This is a genomic window from Hymenobacter jejuensis, from assembly GCF_006337165.1.
In the GTDB taxonomy this organism is placed as follows: domain Bacteria; phylum Bacteroidota; class Bacteroidia; order Cytophagales; family Hymenobacteraceae; genus Hymenobacter; species Hymenobacter jejuensis.
This window is the reverse complement of sequence record NZ_CP040896.1, coordinates 696,565-714,391: the sequence shown is the minus strand read 5'-3', so window position 1 is coordinate 714,391 and position 17,827 is coordinate 696,565. Positions and strand designations below refer to the sequence as shown.

Here is a 17,827-nt window from a genome sequence, read left to right as displayed (position 1 = left end):
GGAAACCTGTTGTTAGTAAAAGCAAAAGAGCAGCCACCCAGCACTTCATGGTGCAAAAGTATCTGATACCAAAGGAGTTATTGCGAATAAGCGAAAGAAAATCTTAACCGCCTGTGCAAGCGCGCCCCGCTATTGCTGGCTACTGGCACCTTGCTTCTGGTCGTCGTTTTGGATGCTTTTCTTCGGACGGTTTGGCCGGTTGTCCGCTTTGCCAAATTGATAATTGAAGCTCAGCCGCACAGAGCGGTTGTAGTAATAATTGTTGCTGAACGAGCGAAACTGATCGGTAGCAAGCGAGTTACGAAATACAAGTGCCTGGCCAAAAGGGTTTTCCAGATTCAACGTCAGGCTGCCTTTCTTCTCGAATAATTCCTTCTTCATGGCCAAAGCATAATAGCGGAACCCCGACGAGCGCCCTTGTAGCGTGACGGTGCGCGAACTCATAAACCCGTTGAACTGAGCACTATAACCCTTGCCGATCTGCCACGAGGTGGACAGGTTGCCATTGAACATCAGGCCGCGATTGGTGGTGTTGAGCGCCGCGCTACGCACGACTTGGTAGTAGCCATTGACGCTTCCGTTGACGGTTACTTTAGTCAGCACTTTGGTTGAGCCGTATAGGTTCAGGCCGTAATTGGCGTTGCGGGCTACGTTCTGGAACGTGCTGTAAAGCAACGTGCTACCGGCCGGATCATCGGGGAAAAACGTGGTACTGGGCACCGTCTGCGAAATCTGCTCGATGGCGTTGTTCGTCTGGCGCCAATAGGCCGAGGCGTTGATAGACGACGTTTTGAAATAGGTGCTGTAGCCCAGTTCGTACGAGTTTGTTAGTTCCGGATTCAGCTCGGGGTTTCCCGACCGGACGTTGCGCCGATCTTGGGTGTTGACGTACGGGTTCAGAAAATAGATATTCGGCCGCTGAATGCGGCGCGAGTAGCTAAGCTTCAGCTTTTGGTTTTTGGTTTTTCCGAAATCCCGCGCGGCCATTACGCTCGGCACAAAGTTGGTGTACGACTGGCTCACGGTAGCATCACTGGTCAGAAAATCGCCGTTGATGTGGGTGTTTTCCAGGCGCCCGCCTGCCTTGAAAGTGTACACTTTCTGCCAGGTGAACGCATACGTCAGGTAGCCCGCATACACGTTTTGCTGGTAGCGAAACTCGTTGGTGCGCGACGGAATCAGCAAATAACCAGTGCCTTTCAGGCTGTCGGCCAGAATCTGATAATCGCTGCCTACGTCGCGCAGAATCATTTTGGTCCCGATTTCCAGCGTGCCGGTGCTGTCCACGGGCTGCATGTAATCGGCTTGCAGCGTCGCTTCGCGGTTACGGTTGTCGTTGAAGCTTTTCTCGCGATAATCCAGCCGGGTTTGGTCCCGAAACTGGTCGAGGCCGTAGTCGGAGTTGCCTTTGCTGATGCTGTAGAGCGCCAGCAAACTCAGCTCTTGACGCGGCTTCATCGTGCGCGTGTAGCCGAAATTGAGGTCGATGTTGCGGTTTTGGTTGCGGTTGGCCACATCGCGGTCGTACACGTCGCTGGGCGTGAGCGGAGACGTATAGGCTGAAAACTGGTCGGAGGTGTTGCGGAACCGGAACAGGTTGCCGCGGCCGCTCAGCGAGAACGCGTCCTTGGCGGTCAGGTCGTAGTCGAAGCCCAATTGGCCATACAGGCTGGCGCCGTTTGTGCGGCTGGTGCTGGTTTGCTCTAGCGAAGCCTCTAGGTTATTAGGTAGATACGTGGTGCGGGCCGTTTCACCGCGCCCGCGGTTGTAGAACAGATAGGAACCTGCGTTGGCATTCAGCCCGAATTTCTCACGCCGGGCATTGAGGTTGGTGTTCAGGTTGCTGCTCCGCGTGCCTGCTGAGGCGCCCACCGACCCATTGACGCCGGGCAAGCTATTTTTCTTCAGAATGATATTGAGAACACCCCCCGTTCCTTCGGCATCGTATTTGGCTGAAGGCGAAGTGATTACCTCCACCGATTTAATCTGATCGGCTGGAATCTGGCGTAAGGCATCGGCCACCGACGCGGCTACAATGGTCGAGGGCTTGTTGTTGATGAGCACGCGCAAGTTGGAAGAGCCCCGCATCTGCACGTTGCCATCGAGATCAACGGTCAGGAGCGGAACTTTGCGAAGCACGTCGGCGGCGGTGCCACCGGTATTGGTGATGTCTTTTTCGGCGTTGTATACGATGCGGTCGACCTTGTTTTCGACCAACTCACGCTCGCCGGTTACCTTTACTTCCTTCAACTGCTGTACGCTCGGCGTTAAGCTGATCTGGCCTAGGTTGACGGTCGCGTCGGCATCAGCAACGCGCACATTGTCAATTACTTTGGATTGGAAGCCAACAAAGCTGATGCTGATTTTGTAGTCGCCCGCCGCAATTTTAGTCAGCGAAAAATGGCCTTTTTCATCGCAGACGCCACCATCAAGCGGCTTGTCCGTGGCCTTGTCGAGCAGCGCCACCGTGGCATATTCCACCGGTTGGTTGTTCTTGGCATTGACGACCGTGCCCGTAAGTCGGCCGTTGCCTTTTGCCGTCGGAAGAGTGGATAAAGTAGGTCGGGAAGCAGACGGTGTAGTTTGCGCGACGGCACGCAGGCTACCTGTGCTGCTCAGTAGCATGAGCAGTAGTAAAGGATGTTTCATTAAAGGGTAGAGGAGAAATTATAAAACGATAACAACAAGCCGAGCCAGCAGATAAACGTAACAAACGGACGAGCTTTTGCCCTAACGGTTGCGCGGCAGGCAAAAGTATTAGAAAGGCAGAATATAAATAACGAGCAATTATCTATATTAAAGATAAATAATTGATTATCAAAATGTTAATTACGGTTTGAACGGATCTGAAAACCGTTTGTCTTGGATAAATGTGGAGTCGGTGAGGGCGTGCAGGAATGCTACGACCTGAGCTTTCTCGGTAGCGGTAAGGTTGAGCTGCGTGCCAAACGGAACGTTGGTGCCGTCCAGCATATTCGGGTCGATGTTGGGGCTGGCCCGCTCGACGTGTTCGCTGTAGTGGTCCAGCACTTCTGCCAGGGTCTGGAAGCGGCCGTCGTGCATGTAGGGCGCCGTCAGGGCGATATTACGCAGGGAAGGCGCTCGGAACTTGCCTTTGTCGAAGCTTTGGCCCGTAACGGCGCCCCGGCCTTGGTCGGCGAAGCTCAGGTCGAGGCCGTTGTTGAAGAAATCACGGGCCGTAAACAATGGGGCGCCGTGGCAGTGAAAGCAGTTGGCGCCGCGCAGGTTTTGGTTCGGATCGGGATGGGTGGTAAACAGCACGAGGCCCTGCACTTCTTCGCGGCTGAGGGCCGTGCGCTCGCCGTTGTTGTAGCGGTCGAAGCGCGAATCAGCCGAAATCAGCGTGCGCTCAAATTGGGCCAGCGCTTTCAGGACGTTCTGCTCGCTGATTTCCTGCGTTCCGAAAGCTTTCTTGAAAAGCGGGGGGTATGTGGTCGTTGCTTGCAGCTTGCGCACGCCGTCGGCAAGCGGCTGGTGCAGTTCGATGGTATTTTCGATGGGAATGCGCGCTTGCGTTTCCAGACTAGTGGCGGCGCCGTCCCAGTTAAGTTGTGGTTCCCACAGCACATTCGTTAGCGACATGGCCCCGCGCGGGTGCGGCGTGCCATCGACGCCCAACGCGTGCGCGCGGCCATCGGTGAAACCCTTGCTTTGCTGGTGGCAACTGCCGCACGACATCGTGTTGTCGCGCGATAAGCGGGGCTCGTAAAACAGCATCCGCCCCAACGCCACGCCTTCTTCGGTGAGCGCGTTGTCGGCGGGAATGGCAGCCGGTGGGAATTTGGCCGGCAGTACCAAGCTGTAAGGAGTAGGAGCCGTTCCGAGGTCCGGCGCGGGCTCCTCCGTTCCTTTGGACGTGCAGGCGCTGAGCGCCAGCGCCACGCCCCAAGGAGCCAGCAATCCCCAACGCAACAACCTAGCAGTGACGATCATAGAAAGGAAAGTGGCTCAAGCCAGCTTTAAGGTACCAAAACTTCGTGTTTTGCACGAATTGTTGTTGATTTCGCTAAAATATAAAGTATTGATAATCAATAAATTACATAAATGCCTTCTGGGCCTTAAAAGTATTCTTTTCTTGCAACGCCCAACGGCTCCAGATAATTACATCGGTGTTCTGCAACTTGCTCGTCCATGAGCCGATATTTTACTGCTTTGCTGGCCGAGTACCGGCCTCTGCTGCTGTTTGCGGTGCGCTGGTTGGCCATTTGTGCGGTGGTAGGCGCGTTGGCGGGTACGGCCTCGGCAGGCTTTTTGGTAGCGCTCGACTGGGTGACGCAGTGGCGCGAGTCGCACCTCTGGATTATTGCTTTGCTGCCGGTGGGCGGCTTGCTAGTGGGGCTGCTCTACCATTATTTGGGCCGGAGTGTGGAAGGCGGCAACAACCTGCTGCTCGACGAAATTCACTCGCCCAAAGCTGTAGTACCCCTGCGCATGGCACCGCTGGTGCTACTCGGAACGCTACTTACGCACTTTTTTGGTGGTTCGGCGGGGCGAGAAGGCACGGCCGTGCAAATGGGCGCCGCCCTGGCCGACCAACTGACCAAGCTCTTCCGCCTGCATGCACGCGATCGTAACCTGCTGCTCATCGCGGGCATTAGCGCAGGTTTTGCATCCGTATTCGGGACGCCGCTGGCGGGTGCGGTGTTTGGCCTGGAAGTATTCCTGATTGGCCGCTTGCGCTACGATGCCATTCTGCCCAGTTTTTTGGCCGCCATTTGTGCCGATTACGTTACGCGGGCCTGGGGCGTGGGCCATACGCACTATCCGTTGTTGCACGCCCCGACTTACAGCATAACTGGACTGCTTAGCGCGGCGGCGGCGGGTATTGCGTTTGGGTTGGCCGGACGGCTGTTTGGCGTGGCTACGCATGCCGTCGGGCGCTTATTCAAGCGCTACATTGCGTGGCCGCCTTTGCGGCCGGCAGTAGGAGGGGTGCTGGTCGCGCTGCTAGTTTGGGCGCTGGGCACAACGCGCTACATCGGGTTGGGCATACCGACTATCGTACAGTCTTTTTGGGAACCCGTGTCTGGTTACGCCTTCGCGCTCAAGATCTTGCTGACGGCACTTACGCTCGGGGCCAGCTTTAAAGGTGGCGAGGTGACGCCGTTGTTTTTCGTGGGCGCTACGCTTGGCAACGCGCTTTCGGGCGCCTTGCCGCTGCCCATGCCGTTGCTGGCGGGCATGGGGTTTGTGGCGGTGTTTGCCGGCGCAGCCAATACGCCGCTGGCCTGCACGTTTATGGCCGTCGAGCTGTTTGGCCACGAGTGCGGCCTGTACGTGGGGCTGGCCTGCGTGGTGAGCTATCTGTTTTCGGGTCACCGCGGCATTTACTCTGCCCAGATGATTGGGCAGAGTAAGCACGGACTATGGGTGCGCCAGCAAGGCAAACGCCTGCGCGATTTGCATTAGCCTACGATTTGCGCTTAAACAAATATTTAGTCTGGTTGAAGCTGTAGCCTACGGCCAGCACCATGCGCCCAGCGCTGGCCGGGTGGTCGGTGGCGCCGGTGTACACGGGTAGCTGCACGCTCGCATTCAGCGAAAGGTTTTTGTAATAAACATCGAGGCCGGGGCCGAGCAGGGCATTGTTCATGGCGTGTTCGCCGGTGAGGTGGCCTTCCAGCATTTCGCCTTTCGTCTTTTCGTAGAAAAACTGCGCCGACGGATACACCTGCCAATTGGTGCCCAACGGCAACCGGTAAAACAGGCTCGCGAACGTGGTCGTGCTGGGCGCCAGGCTATTTTCAAACGCATTGCGCGTCGAGCGGCGGTAGCTGGAATTGACGCTCAAGCCCACATTATGGAAGCTGCCGATGTAGTTGGCGTACACAAAACCGTCGGTGGTGCCGGTGCCTACCTGGTTGAGCAGCGGATAGCGATGCCCGTCGGCGCTCACTTGGCGGAAATTGCCAGTGGGTAGTTTCACGCCTCCACCCACGATCAGCCGGCTTTGCACGCCCGCCGTTTCGATGGCCCGAATCAGGTGATAGCCGGCAAAAACCGTCATGTCGCCGATGCCGGAAGCGTTGAACTGCTTGCTGTTGATCTGCGAGGTATTCATCACGAAAGGCACAAATGCATTCACTTCCACGCGCTGCGACATGAAATATTTACCGCGCAACTCCAGCACCCGAAACGCCTCATAATCAGTAGGATCACCGTGGTGCTCGTGTTCGTAGCCGTTGTCGCTGTTGAGGTGAGAAGGAAAAAAAGGCCGGACGCCGCCCGGAAAGAACTTCGAACTCTGTCCGTAATCCTGGTAGCCGTTGAAAATGCGGTAGCGGTGCATAAGCGAAACGCCGCTTTGGTTGTCGTAGGGCGTAATGCCCATGAAGCAGCCGCATATGTCGCAGGCCTGGGTTGGCAGAAGCAGGCCTAAGCTCAAGCCTAGAATAAGTAAAATCCTTTTCATTACTTTTGTGTAAGTACCTGATTATTAAATACTTGTGAAATTTATTTGTGTGAGGTTTTCAATGTTTAAGGCCGCTCTGACAAGCGCTTGTCCTTTAAAAATTCTTGATCGGTGAGGGTGTTGAAAAAGGCAACTAGGTCGCTTTTTTCTTGTCTGGTAAGCGGAATGCCTAGTTGCCCATCGGAGCGGCGCAGGATTGGGTCGAGGGTGGGGGATTCGACCACGCCGTGGTCGTAATGTTCTAGCACTTGAGCCAGGGTTTGAAAGCGGCCGTCGTGCATGTAGGGCGCCGTCTGGGCCACATTGCGCAGCGAAGGCACCTTAAAAAGCCCAACATCAGCGCGCACCGCCGTGACGTGCGCCCGCCCCGAGTCCGTCGCAAACTGGCGGTCGAGGCCATTGTTGTGAAACGAATCGTCGGTGAACAGATCGGTGCTGTGGCACGCAGCGCATTTCTGCGCTAACACGGCGCGGCCGCGCAACTCGGCCGCAGTGAGCTCGCCACCCGGCTCGTGGCGCACATACTGATCGTAGCGCGAGTTTGCAGAAGTCAGGCCGGCCGTAAACTGGGCCAGCGTACGCAAAAATTGGTATGAATCAATGGGCTGCCTTCCGTAAAGCTTGAAAAAGCGCTGCTGATACTCGGTGATATTGTTGAGCTTGTGCAACACGTTTTCGAGCGTTTCGTCCATTTCCAAAGGGTTGGTAAGGGGTGCCAGCGGCAACGTTTCGAGGTTTTTGGGCCCACCATCCCAGAAGAAGTCGCGCTTCCACCGCAGGTTCTGCAAAGCCGGCGCATTGCGGGTGCCCAAGCGGCCGGCTACGCCGTGGCTAACCCGGTGATCGGCGTTGGCAAAGGCCACGAACTGTTGGTGACAACTGCCGCACGAAACCGATCCATCGCGCGATAACATCGGCTCGTAAAACAAGATCCGTCCCAGCTCAAATGCCTCTCGGCTCGGCGGGTTTTGGTCCAGAGCGTAGGCCGGGGCCGGAAAATTAGCGGGCAATACGGAGCCGGGCACCGCTTCTGAGGGCGCTACTTCTGCCTCCGATTGGCAGCTCGCTACGAGCAGCCCCGCCAGCCCCCAGAAGGCCAGCGACGCCGTCAGCGTCCTTTTCATCTTCCTGCAGTTAGATGGTAGGAAAAGCTAGTTGGCGTGGATGTGATCGACCGTAAACATGCCCGCCGCATAGTTGTCGGCTATCCGCACTGCACTGGGGCCGGCGCTGTGGCTGTTGCTACTGGCATCGGCGAAACGAATACCGGTAAAGAGCTTCAGCAAATCCACGTGAAAGTGCATTTCCGGGCTGTGGTCGGTGCGGACCAACACCGTTTTGCCGTTCAGCGACGGCGATACAGTTCGAATAGCATTATAAGGCTTCTTGAAGCCGCCCACGTGGAAGATCAAACTTTTAGAAGGCGCTTGGTCGGATGTGCCCTCCATTTTCAGGAAAATGTAGCCCGAATTCCAGTCCCAGAACATGTTGTTGCTAGGGTCGAGAGCGCCCATCTGGGCGCCGGCCACGTTGCGCGCGCTGTCCACGCCGATGGTGAACGTGATGCCCGTGTAATCGCCCACAGGTATTTTGTCGAGCGTAAGGCGCTTTGAATTCGCAATGGATTCCTTCACCAAGTAATAGCTATCCGGCTGCACGTATTCAGTGCCATCGGCTTTCTTAAGCTTGATGTTGGAAATGTAATAATTAAAGGTTGTGACCTTAAACTGATCGCCGGCCGTCGTAGTATAGGGCGTAGCACGATTCAGTTCCAGCGCTTGCGTGCCCACAATATGCTCCATTTCCAAGTCCAGCGTGCCTGTTTCGGTAGCGGGGGAGCTGTTGTCTTTGTCGCCGCAACTGCTAAGCAAAACAGTCGCGCACAAAAAGGAAGTAATAAAAAGCCAAAGCTTAGGTAAAAGCATTTTGATAAGACCTAGTTAAGTAATTGAAATGCAAGCAGATACATCAACTATCAAATCTGTAGTTGACACTTCGTCTTTGTGCCGTGGGTACACGCCAAAGACTTCGCTGAATTTCAACCTTGAGCGGGCGGGTGGAAGATGCTGTTTGCCGGCCTGAAAGCACATCGTGCGGCGGCCAAAGGCGCGAAGCGTATGGCCCGCGTGCGCGGCCAACCGATTGGCGCCCTGAAAGCAAAGCGCACCAGCGGGAGTGCTTCAAACTTAACCTTGGCAAAACCAGCGGCTGGGGCTTTGCTTTCGTTTTCTGCTGCCTTGCGCAACTTCTTGGCTAAGTGGCACTTGCCATTGCAATGAAGCTGCGGTCGGCTTTTGTTCACGCAAAAGAGTTGCGTAATACGCTCCTTGTGCACCTGATAATCCACTACCAACAGCTCCCGGCTAAACGTCTGGAGTAGAATAAGGGCAGTTAGAAAACCAGCGAGCAATCGGTTCACAACGAACGGCTAAAAGCGGAATAGAGCAAAGGTACTAGCTGCGCATCATTTTCTGGCATCAAGTACTTTGCACAGCCGTCACCCAGATACGACGTTCGCCAGAAATTGGATTTTTCGATTTAAAAGGCCAGCAACTCTGCAGCCTGCTCGCGTAGTAGTTGCTTGTATAAGTCGTGCTGAAGCTCGCCTTCCTCGGTCAGGTATTGGTCAACCAAGGGCAGGCGCATGCGGGTAGGCAACACTGTCGTGCCGAGGTACATCAGCACGTCGGTAAGATGATTGAGCGCCAGAATGCCGCCCTGCGTGCCCGTCGAAAGACCCACCAAAGCGGCTTTCTTCCCCCGGATGCCACCGGGGTAGGGCAAGCCGTCGATGAATGTTTTGAGTACGCCCGGAAAGGAGCAATTGTATTCGGGAACTACAAATACCAGTTTGTCGGCTGAGCTGGCAAGTTGCACTAAGCGGTTAAACTCTTCATGCTTGCCTGTATTGGCATATAACGCCGACGTGGCAAAATCGATGGGCAGCTCCAGCAGATCCAGTATCTGATGTTCGGCGCCGAGTTCGGCCAGAAGGTGCGCATATACATTGGCAATACGGCGAGCCCGAGAGTTTGGCCGATTGGTACCGGCAATGATGGTAATCATGCTAAGGCGATGAGAGATGAAGAAAGGGCGGGAGTAGTGCTTCTTACCAACAAAAAAGCGAACCGGATTACCAGTTCGCTTTTCAGTAGTGCGTAAACCGCAAACTCTACGAGAGGTTATTCGAGGTCGCTTTGGCGCTGATAAATTCGCGGTTCAGAATAGCGATATTTTCCAGCGAAATCCCCACCGGACACTCGGCAGCACACTGGCCGATGTTGGAGCAGGCACCGAATCCTTCCTTATCCATCTGAGCTACCATGTTCTCAACGCGAGTTTTGCGCTCGGCATGGCCCTGAGGCAGCAATGCCAGCTGCGAAACCTTTGCCGATACAAACAGCATAGCCGAAGCGTTTTTGCAGGCCGCCACGCAGGCGCCGCACGCGATGCAGGTAGCTGCTTCGAAAGCACGATCCGCAATATCTTTCGGAATCGGAATTTCGTTGCCGTCGGGGGCGCCGCCAGTGTTCACGCTCACGTAGCCGCCGGCCTGAATGATGCGGTCGAAAGCCGAGCGATCGACGCTTAGATCACGATTTACCGGGAACGCATTGGCGCGCCAAGGCTCAATTGTGATGGTGTCGCCGTCGTGGAACTTGCGCATGTGGAGCTGGCAGGTAGTAGTGCCTTTCTCCGGGCCGTGCGCACGGCCATTGATAAACAGATTGCACGAGCCGCAGATTCCTTCGCGGCAGTCGTGGTCGAATGCTACTGGCTCATCTCCTTTGTGGAGGAGATCTTCGTTGAGCACGTCCAACATTTCCAGAAACGACATTTCGGGCGAAATGTCTTTCACTTGATATTCCACAATGCGCCCTTCAGCGTTGCGGTTTTTCTGCCGCCACACCTTCAGGGTAAGGTTCATGGGTTTGGCATTCGGGTTATTTCCAGCCATTTTATTTTGAATGAGGAATCAAGAAGGAAGAATGAAGAATTAGACAGAAAGTAGGAGCTAAGGCTGAGAACACAACATAGTTTCTTCATTCTTAACTCCTCATTCCTCATTCCTTTATTTATAGCTGCGCTGCGTGAGCTTTACGTTTTCGAATTCAAGTTCTTCTTTGTTCAGTCTTTCGGGCTGATTATCACCCGTATACTCCCAAGCCGCTACGTAAGCAAAATTCTCGTCGTCGCGCAAAGCCTCGTTTTCGGGCGTCTGGTATTCCTCGCGGAAGTGGCCGCCGCAGCTTTCGTTGCGGTGCAGGGCGTCGTCTACCATCAGCTCACCTAGTTCGATGAAGTCGGCAACGCGGCCAGCGTTTTCCAACATCTGATTTAGCTCTTCGTTGGTGCCGGTTAGCTTCAAATCCTGCCAGAATTCCTGCCGCAGCTTCTGAATTTCACGCTTGGCGTGCTGCAAGCCCTCGGCATTGCGCGCCATGCCGCAGTATTCCCACATAATGTGGCCCAGCGCTTTGTGGAACTCGTTGGGCGTGCGGTTGCCCTTGATGCTCAGCAGCTTTTCCGTGCGCTGCCGTACGAAAGCTTCGGCTTCGGCAAATGCAGGGTGCTGCGTCGTAACCGGAACGGGTGGCGTCTTGGCTAGGTAATCGCCTATGGTATAAGGGATTACGAAATAGCCATCAGCCAATCCTTGCATCAGAGCCGAAGCACCGAGTCGGTTGGCACCGTGATCGGAGAAGTTGCACTCGCCCGTAGCGTAAAGGCCAGGAATGGTCGTTTGCAGGTTATAGTCAACCCACAGACCACCCATGGTGTAGTGCACCGCCGGATAGATGCGCATAGGAAGCTCATATGGGTTTTCGCCCGTGATCTTCTCGTACATCTCAAACAGGTTGCCGTACTTCTGGCTCACCTTGTCGGCCCCTTCGCGCTTAATAACGTCGCCGAAATCGAGGTATACTGCCAAGCCCGTTGTGCCCACGCCACGACCTTCGTCGCACATGAGTTTGGCATTGCGGGAGGCCACGTCACGGGGTACGAGGTTACCAAAAGCCGGGTATTTGCGCTCCAAGAAGTAGTCGCGTTCTTCCTCCGGAATCTGGCGCGGGTCGCGCTTGTCGCCTTTGGCTTTGGGTACCCACACGCGGCCGTCGTTGCGCAGCGATTCCGACATCAGCGTCAGCTTCGACTGGTAATCGCCCGACACCGGAATGCAGGTAGGGTGAATCTGGGTGAAGCACGGGTTAGCAAAGAAAGCTCCCTTCTTGTGCGCCCGCCACGAAGCCGTAACGTTGCAATACTTCGCGTTGGTGCTTAGGTAGAATACGTTGCCGTAGCCGCCCGTAGCCAGCACCACGGCGTGCGCCGCATGCGTCTGGATTTCCCCCGTAATGAGGTTACGCGTGATAATGCCGCGGGCTTGCCCGTCAACTACCACTAAATCAAGCATTTCGCTGCGGGTGTACATCTTTACCTTTCCATAGGCAACCTGCCGGGAGAGGGCCGAGTAAGCACCGAGCAACAACTGCTGACCAGTTTGGCCACGTGCGTAGAACGTCCGGCTTACCTGTGCACCCCCGAAAGAGCGGTTGGCCAGCAGTCCGCCGTATTCGCGGGCAAACGGCACACCCTGCGCCACGCACTGGTCGATGATATTCACCGATACCTGCGCCAAGCGATACACGTTGGCCTCGCGAGCGCGGTAGTCACCGCCTTTGATGGTGTCATAGAACAGACGGAAGACTGAGTCGCCGTCGTTCTGGTAGTTTTTAGCTGCGTTGATGCCACCTTGCGCCGCAATCGAGTGCGCGCGCCGTGGCGAATCATGGTATGTGAAGGCCTTCACATTGTAGCCTAGCTCGGCCAGCGAAGCTGCTGCCGAAGCGCCAGCCAAGCCTGTGCCCACCACAATGATGTCGTACTTCCGCTTGTTGGCGGGGTTGACGAGCTTCACGTTGAACTTATGGTTGTCCCACTTTTCGGCTAAGGGTCCTTCAGGGATTTTTGAGTCCAGTGTCATTGGATAAAAAATAGAGGGTTGGGCGGTCAATCAGGTTAAGTGGGCTAGCGCACGTGGGTGATGGCGCTGAGCGACTGCTCCACGGTGTTACCGGTAGCAGGCCGTGGCTGATATTCCGAGCTAAAAAACATGACAACCGGAATCACAGCGAAAAGCAAAGACACAACCACTGCGAAAGTGTAACCCACGCTGCGGATAGCAGGCGAGTACTTGCGATGATTGAGCCCCAAAGTTTGGAAACCGCTGCGGAAGCCATGCCACAAGTGGTAACCCAAAGCCAGCTGGGCCGCAGCGTAAAGTGCTACGTACCAAGGAATTTTGAATGAGGCCGCGGCTACCGAATACAGGTCGCCTACGGGGTGGTCGAGGTTCGGAACTTTCACTTCGGCCAAGCCTCCCATTGCGTCGAAGCGGGAGCGAACCCAGAAGTTCATCAGATGCACGATCAGGAAGATGAGCAGCAGGGTACCTAGCAGCGCCATGTTGCGCGAAGACCACTGCGAATTCTGCTCCGGATGATTAACTACATATCCCTGAGCACCACGGGCTTTCTTGTTTTTAAGAGCCAAAGCCAACCCTTGGTACGAGTGGAGCGCCAAACCCAGCATTAGGATGATCTCCATAAAGCGAATCACGGGGTTGGTGCCCATAAATTCAGCCCAAAAATTAAACGTTGCACCCCCGTCGTGGCGAAGCATTTGCAGGTTGATGAGCAGGTGCACGAGCAGAAACGAGCAGAGAAATAAGCCCGTTAGTGACATGATGATCTTGCGGCCGATGCTGCTGGAAAACGTTTTACTAATCCAACTCATAAAAGCAACTAAAAGGGGTTTGGGTAGGTCAGATGTATTGGTCAAAGGTACATGCCACCCATGTACGAAACAATCTGGTCTGGACGTTTACTCTACAGTGAATCTATCCATTGCCATACCCGTTAGAAGTGCAGGATAAGTACCTAACCTAGCGGTCTGGATTTTTGTTAGGTGTCCGAAGGAATTTTACCTACCTTCTTCTTCTCAACTATTGCTTTTCAACTTAGTGATTCTATGAACCTTCCGCTACCTAATTACATCGGGCGGCTGTTACTGGTGCTTTTGGTGAATGCAGTGGTCTTGTTCGGGCTTACCCCAGCTGCTCAGGCCTCGCACATCCGGGCGGGTGACATTCAAGCTAAATCCGATACGACGGCCAATCCCAACCCGCGCCGTGTGTTTTTCAAAATGGTGCTGTATCAGGCGACTAATCTGGTATCCAATGTTGATGAAAAGGATGTCACTATCTTCTTTGGCGACGGGACGTGCACACTCCAAAATGGCGTGCCCCGATTCAGCAAAACCCAGATCTCGCCCACGGTTTTTCGCAACATTTATTACTTCGAGCATACTTACAACGCCCCGGGACAATATACTGTCAGCTACATAGGAGAAAACCGGAATGCGCAGATCCTCAACATGACGGATCCGGGCAACCGAACTTTCTATATTTCTACTACGATTACCATTGACCCGGCTTTGGGCGTCAACCGCTCACCAGTTCTGACGGCGCCCGCAATTGACAACGCCAGCGCCAACCAAGTCTTTTTGCACAATCCAGGCGCTTTTGATGCCGATGGTGACTCGCTTTCGTACGAGTTAATGCCTAGTCAAGCCGCTAACGCAGTAGTTGTGGCCGTTACCGATTGCACTCCCCGCAACGCGGTAGTACCAGGCTTTGTATACCCAAGCGCTCAGTCGGCTTCGCCAGGGGGCAAGCAGGTTTCTTATTCAGGCACGCCACCAGGTGTGGTGGGCGCCGATGCCATCTTTACCGTGGACTCGCGTACCGGGCAGATTGTCTGGAACTCCCCTGTTAGAGTAGGTGAATTCAACGTGGCCTTGGTCATCAAGGAATGGCGGCGGGGTGTCGGCCGACCGCGATTGGTAGGCACGGTCATCCGCGATATGCAGATCACGGTGGTGCCCACCAACAACCGTCGTCCCGAGATCACCATTCCGCCCGATTTGTGCGTAGTGGCCGGCACCCCCATTCCGGCGCAGACCATCACGGCCACCGACCCCGACGGGCAAGCCATACGCTTAACGGCTTTTGGGGGCATTTTCCCGCCGGCTACGTTTGTGCAGAACCAAACTGGTCCGCCGCAGGCTAGTGGTACGTTCCGCTGGACGCCGCAGTGCGAAAATGTGCGTTCGGAACCCTATCAGGTTCTTTTCCGAGCGGAAGACCAACCTGCGCAATCCAGTCAGTCGCTGATCGACGAGAAAGTAATGCGCATCACGGTCGTGGGACCGCCGCCGCAGAACTTGCAAGCCACCTTGCAGCCCGGCAGCGCCATCGCGGTATTGAATTGGGACCGCTACGTGTGTCAGAATGCCAGCCAGATCCTGATTTACCGTCGGGAAGGACCTTCTAACTGGACCCCCGGACCTTGCGAAACCGGCATCCCGGCTGACAAAGGCTATACGCAAATCGGGGCGGTGAGTGCCTCTACGCAAGCCTTTCGCGACGACCGCAACGGGCAGGGCCTGGAGCGGGGCAAAACGTATTGCTACCGCATCTATGCCGTGTTCCCGCTGCCGGGCGGTGGGGCAAGCATTGCCTCCCAGGAAACCTGTGTTACGCTGACGGGCCGCTCAGCGCTGCTCACCAACGTAACCGTAGACAAAACCGACGCCACCACCGGCCAGATCACCGTGAAGTGGACCAAGCCCACCAGTAGCGCTGGCTTTGCACAGCCATACGGCTACCGTTTGTTGCGGGCCACCGGCCAGAGCACGGCGTTTACGCAGGTGTATACCACTGGTAATCTGAACGATACAGTATTCGTCAACGGTCCTATCAATACGCTTACTACGGGCTATACATACCGACTAGAGTTCTTCAGTAGTTCGCCCACTAACACAGAGCTGAAAGAGACGGCCGGACCCGCTTCGAGCATATTTGCGCAGGGCACCATTGGGTCCGATGGCCGCGTGGCCTTAAGCTGGACCCACAATGTACCGTGGAACAACACGCTCAGCCCAACAGTGGTGTTTCGCAAGGATGCGGCCGGCAACTTTGTGCAAGTGGCTACGGTAACCGGCACTGCCACCGGCGGCAGCTACACCGATCCGGGGCCGTTCGTGACGGGGCAGCCGGCGTGTTACTACGTGCGCACTACCGGTACCTACGGGACTGGCTTGCCCACCAACCTCGTCAACCTGAGCCAGCAGGTGTGCGTGCAGCCCGTGCCGTGTACGCCGGTGCTCTCGCTGAAGGCTACCAACTGCGACAGCCTGAGCGCCAACCTGTTCAATTTGCCGGCCACCACAGGCAACTCGCAGGTTTACACCAACTTCCTTACCTGGACGCTGAACACCAACCTGCCGCCCAACTGCAACCGTGAGATTGCTTTCTACCGCATCTTCTTCAGTCCTACGCAGGGCGGGTCGTATCGGCAGATTGACTCGGTGAAGGTGCTCAGCTATGCTCACCGCAACCTTACCACACTGGCCGGTTGCTACCAGGTGCAGGCAGTCGATGCCAGCGGACAGGCCAGCGCCCGCAGCAACGAGGTGTGCAACGACAACTGTTTGTTGTTCTTGCTGCCCAACATCTTCACGCCCAACGGCGACGGCATCAACGACACGTTCCGCCCGAAAGTCGCCAGCCCCATCCGGCGGACGCATTTCACGGTATTCAACCGTTGGGGCGTCAAGATCTACGAAAGCTCGGCCGATCCGCTCATCAACTGGAACGGTGGCGGTACGGCCAACGAAGGCGGGCGCGGTCCGGCCGTGGCGGAAGGCATGTATTACTACCAGGCCGAAGTGGAGTTTGCCGACCTGAAGAGCACCAAGAAAACCTTCAAGGGTTGGGTGCAGATCAACCGCTAAACTTCAAGCTGCTCTTTCGCAACCTTTTGAAAGAGATAGGATTATAAAAGGGCGGCCCAAGTAGGTCGCCCTTATTTTTTTGAACATGGTCAAGGCATTGCTTTTCGTAGTAGGACTGGCGTTTGCGCTCAGTGGCTGCGTCAACACAAGCCCGGATAACTCGGTATCCCGGCGCGAAGCCATTGTCCAGACCCGGCAGGAGGCCGTGAAGGTGGCTACGCTCTACCTCAAACAACAGCCCATAGCCGGCGACTATTTCCTCGATTCGATTCGGGTGAAGGAAGAGCCGGCCGAATGGCTGGTCTTTTTCAAGCGCAACGTACTGACATGGCCCCGTGAAGGACTCATTGTAGTGGACAAACGCACCGGAACGGCCTACCAACGGCCATATAGATAAATAATTGATTATAAATGAGTTATATATTATCCGTTGGAGACTAATACGCAATTCCTTTTGGGCATGACGCCCGATTTGTGCAGTTTGCGCTCCGACTACAGGCGGCCTGCCCTCCAGAAAGCATCCGCCAAATCTGTGTTTCCCACCCATTCTGCATACTTCCATTTCATGAAAGCAGTCATTTTCCCCGGTCAGGGCAGCCAGTTTATGGGCATGGGCCGCGACCTCTACGAGCAGCAGCCCATCGCCCGCCGGCTTATGGATCAGGCCAACGACATCCTCGGCTTCCGCCTGACCGACATCCTGTTTGAAGGCACCGACGAAGATTTGCGCCAAACCAACGTCACGCAGCCAGCCATTTTTCTGCACTCCGTAGCGCAAGCCGCCGTGATGAACGACCTGCTGCCCGACATGGTCGCGGGACATTCGTTGGGCGAATTTTCGGCGCTGGTAGCCGCGCAGGTGCTCAAGTTTGAAGATGCTTTGCAGCTCGTAGCTCAGCGCGCTCAAGCCATGCAAACTGCCTGCGAGGTAGAGCCCGGCACGATGGCCGCCATCCTCGGCCTCGACGATGATGTGGTCGTGCGCATCTGCACCGAAATCAGCCAGGGCGGCGATGTGGTAGTGGCTGCCAACTTCAACTGCCCCGGCCAACTTGTGATTTCGGGTTCGCGGCGGGGCGTGGAAATTGCCTGCGAGCAACTCAAAGCCGCCGGTGCCAAGCGCGCCTTGCCGCTGCCTGTAGGCGGCGCGTTTCACTCGCCCCTCATGCAATCGGCGGAAGCGGCTCTGGCTCAGGCTATTGAAACAACCAAGTTTTCGGTCGGAATTTGCCCCGTGTACCAAAACGTAGACGCACTCCCGCACCGCGACCCCGACGAAATCCGCGAGAACCTGGTGCGCCAGCTCACCGCGCCCGTCCGCTGGACGCAGCTCGTGCAGCGCATGGCTCAGGACGGCGCCACTGATTTCGTGGAATGCGGACCCGGCAAGGTGCTGCAAGGCTTGGTGAAGAAGATTGTTCCGGCCGCCGCGTTGAGTTCGGCAGCGGTGTAACTGCCGGGGATTTCTTTTATAAGAAGCGCCTCTCCGAAAATTTCAGAGGGGCGTTCTTGTTTCCGTAGCCTGGTAGTGCTGCT

13 protein-coding genes are annotated in these 17,827 nt (G+C 55.7%); 4 read left to right on the top strand and 9 right to left on the bottom strand.

Annotation, left to right across the window (positions count from 1 at the left end; genetic code table 11):
* Positions 1-129: 129 nt before the first annotated feature.
* Together FHG12_RS02715 and FHG12_RS02710 are read right to left on the bottom strand one after the other, a co-directional pair.
* A complete protein-coding gene (locus FHG12_RS02715) occupies positions 130-2,649 on the bottom strand; it encodes an outer membrane beta-barrel family protein (protein ID WP_139514159.1) in 2,520 nt (839 codons plus the stop codon).
* A 180-nt stretch (positions 2,650-2,829) separates the two neighbouring features.
* Positions 2,830-3,954, bottom strand: coding sequence for a cytochrome-c peroxidase (locus FHG12_RS02710; protein WP_139514158.1), 1,125 nt, complete (start codon positions 3,952-3,954; stop codon positions 2,830-2,832).
* Positions 3,955-4,152: 198 nt separating this feature from the next.
* Between FHG12_RS02710 and FHG12_RS02705 the strand changes: the two genes are divergently transcribed.
* A complete protein-coding gene (locus FHG12_RS02705; RefSeq protein WP_139514157.1) occupies positions 4,153-5,430 on the top strand; it encodes a voltage-gated chloride channel family protein in 1,278 nt (425 codons plus the stop codon).
* A gap of 1 nt (position 5,431) precedes the next feature.
* On the opposite strand, the gene FHG12_RS02700 is transcribed toward FHG12_RS02705, so the two are convergent.
* The 7 genes from FHG12_RS02700 to FHG12_RS02670 form a co-directional block, all read right to left on the bottom strand.
* Positions 5,432-6,433 carry a hypothetical protein gene (locus FHG12_RS02700; RefSeq protein ID WP_139514156.1) on the bottom strand — a complete coding sequence of 334 codons (1,002 nt, stop codon included), beginning with the start codon at positions 6,431-6,433 and terminating at the stop codon, positions 5,432-5,434.
* Between the two features lie 65 nt (positions 6,434-6,498).
* On the bottom strand, positions 6,499-7,557 hold the full coding sequence (locus FHG12_RS02695) for a cytochrome-c peroxidase (RefSeq protein WP_139514155.1): 1,059 nt from the start codon (positions 7,555-7,557) through the stop codon (positions 6,499-6,501).
* A 27-nt stretch (positions 7,558-7,584) separates the two neighbouring features.
* The gene (locus FHG12_RS02690; protein ID WP_139514154.1) at positions 7,585-8,319 is read right to left on the bottom strand and encodes an MbnP family protein; all 735 of its coding nucleotides are present in this window, start codon (positions 8,317-8,319) and stop codon (positions 7,585-7,587) included.
* A gap of 652 nt (positions 8,320-8,971) precedes the next feature.
* Positions 8,972-9,499, bottom strand: a complete 528-nt coding sequence (locus FHG12_RS02685; protein ID WP_139514153.1) for an NADPH-dependent FMN reductase — start codon at positions 9,497-9,499, stop codon at positions 8,972-8,974.
* Between the two features lie 106 nt (positions 9,500-9,605).
* Positions 9,606-10,361 (bottom strand): succinate dehydrogenase/fumarate reductase iron-sulfur subunit, encoded by a 756-nt coding sequence (locus FHG12_RS02680; protein ID WP_139517663.1) that lies wholly within the window; start codon positions 10,359-10,361, stop codon positions 9,606-9,608.
* A 144-nt stretch (positions 10,362-10,505) separates the two neighbouring features.
* Positions 10,506-12,419 (bottom strand): fumarate reductase/succinate dehydrogenase flavoprotein subunit, encoded by a 1,914-nt coding sequence (locus FHG12_RS02675; RefSeq protein ID WP_139514152.1) that lies wholly within the window; start codon positions 12,417-12,419, stop codon positions 10,506-10,508.
* A gap of 44 nt (positions 12,420-12,463) precedes the next feature.
* A complete protein-coding gene (locus FHG12_RS02670; protein ID WP_139514151.1) occupies positions 12,464-13,231 on the bottom strand; it encodes a succinate dehydrogenase cytochrome b subunit in 768 nt (255 codons plus the stop codon).
* 234 nt (positions 13,232-13,465) lie between these two features.
* On the opposite strand from FHG12_RS02670, the gene FHG12_RS02665 reads away from it, so the two are divergent.
* The 3 genes from FHG12_RS02665 to fabD all read left to right on the top strand — a co-directional run bounded on the left by FHG12_RS02665 (position 13,466) and on the right by fabD (position 17,744).
* The gene (locus tag FHG12_RS02665) at positions 13,466-16,291 is read left to right on the top strand and encodes a T9SS type B sorting domain-containing protein (RefSeq protein WP_139514150.1); all 2,826 of its coding nucleotides are present in this window, start codon (positions 13,466-13,468) and stop codon (positions 16,289-16,291) included.
* Between the two features lie 85 nt (positions 16,292-16,376).
* Positions 16,377-16,688 carry a hypothetical protein gene (locus FHG12_RS02660; protein WP_139514149.1) on the top strand — a complete coding sequence of 104 codons (312 nt, stop codon included), beginning with the start codon at positions 16,377-16,379 and terminating at the stop codon, positions 16,686-16,688.
* A 168-nt stretch (positions 16,689-16,856) separates the two neighbouring features.
* Complete coding sequence (fabD, locus tag FHG12_RS02655) at positions 16,857-17,744, top strand: ACP S-malonyltransferase (RefSeq protein WP_139514148.1); 888 nt, start codon at positions 16,857-16,859, stop codon at positions 17,742-17,744.
* The last annotated feature ends 83 nt before the right edge of the window (positions 17,745-17,827 follow it).

What these genes read in the sequence shown, in the direction of transcription:
- FHG12_RS02715 (WP_139514159.1), bottom strand. Translation starts at nt 2,649, where the DNA reads ATGAAACATCCTTTACTACTGCTCATGCTACTGAGCAGCACAGGTAGC.
- FHG12_RS02710 (WP_139514158.1), bottom strand. Translation starts at nt 3,954, where the DNA reads ATGATCGTCACTGCTAGGTTGTTGCGTTGGGGATTGCTGGCTCCTTGG.
- FHG12_RS02705 (WP_139514157.1), top strand. Translation starts at nt 4,153, where the DNA reads ATGAGCCGATATTTTACTGCTTTGCTGGCCGAGTACCGGCCTCTGCTG.
- FHG12_RS02700 (WP_139514156.1), bottom strand. Translation starts at nt 6,433, where the DNA reads ATGAAAAGGATTTTACTTATTCTAGGCTTGAGCTTAGGCCTGCTTCTG.
- FHG12_RS02695 (WP_139514155.1), bottom strand. Translation starts at nt 7,557, where the DNA reads ATGAAAAGGACGCTGACGGCGTCGCTGGCCTTCTGGGGGCTGGCGGGG.
- FHG12_RS02685 (WP_139514153.1), bottom strand. Translation starts at nt 9,499, where the DNA reads ATGATTACCATCATTGCCGGTACCAATCGGCCAAACTCTCGGGCTCGC.
- FHG12_RS02680 (WP_139517663.1), bottom strand. Translation starts at nt 10,361, where the DNA reads ATGAACCTTACCCTGAAGGTGTGGCGGCAGAAAAACCGCAACGCTGAA.
- FHG12_RS02675 (WP_139514152.1), bottom strand. Translation starts at nt 12,419, where the DNA reads ATGACACTGGACTCAAAAATCCCTGAAGGACCCTTAGCCGAAAAGTGG.
- FHG12_RS02670 (WP_139514151.1), bottom strand. Translation starts at nt 13,231, where the DNA reads ATGAGTTGGATTAGTAAAACGTTTTCCAGCAGCATCGGCCGCAAGATC.
- FHG12_RS02665 (WP_139514150.1), top strand. Translation starts at nt 13,466, where the DNA reads ATGAACCTTCCGCTACCTAATTACATCGGGCGGCTGTTACTGGTGCTT.
- FHG12_RS02660 (WP_139514149.1), top strand. Translation starts at nt 16,377, where the DNA reads ATGGTCAAGGCATTGCTTTTCGTAGTAGGACTGGCGTTTGCGCTCAGT.
- fabD (WP_139514148.1), top strand. Translation starts at nt 16,857, where the DNA reads ATGAAAGCAGTCATTTTCCCCGGTCAGGGCAGCCAGTTTATGGGCATG.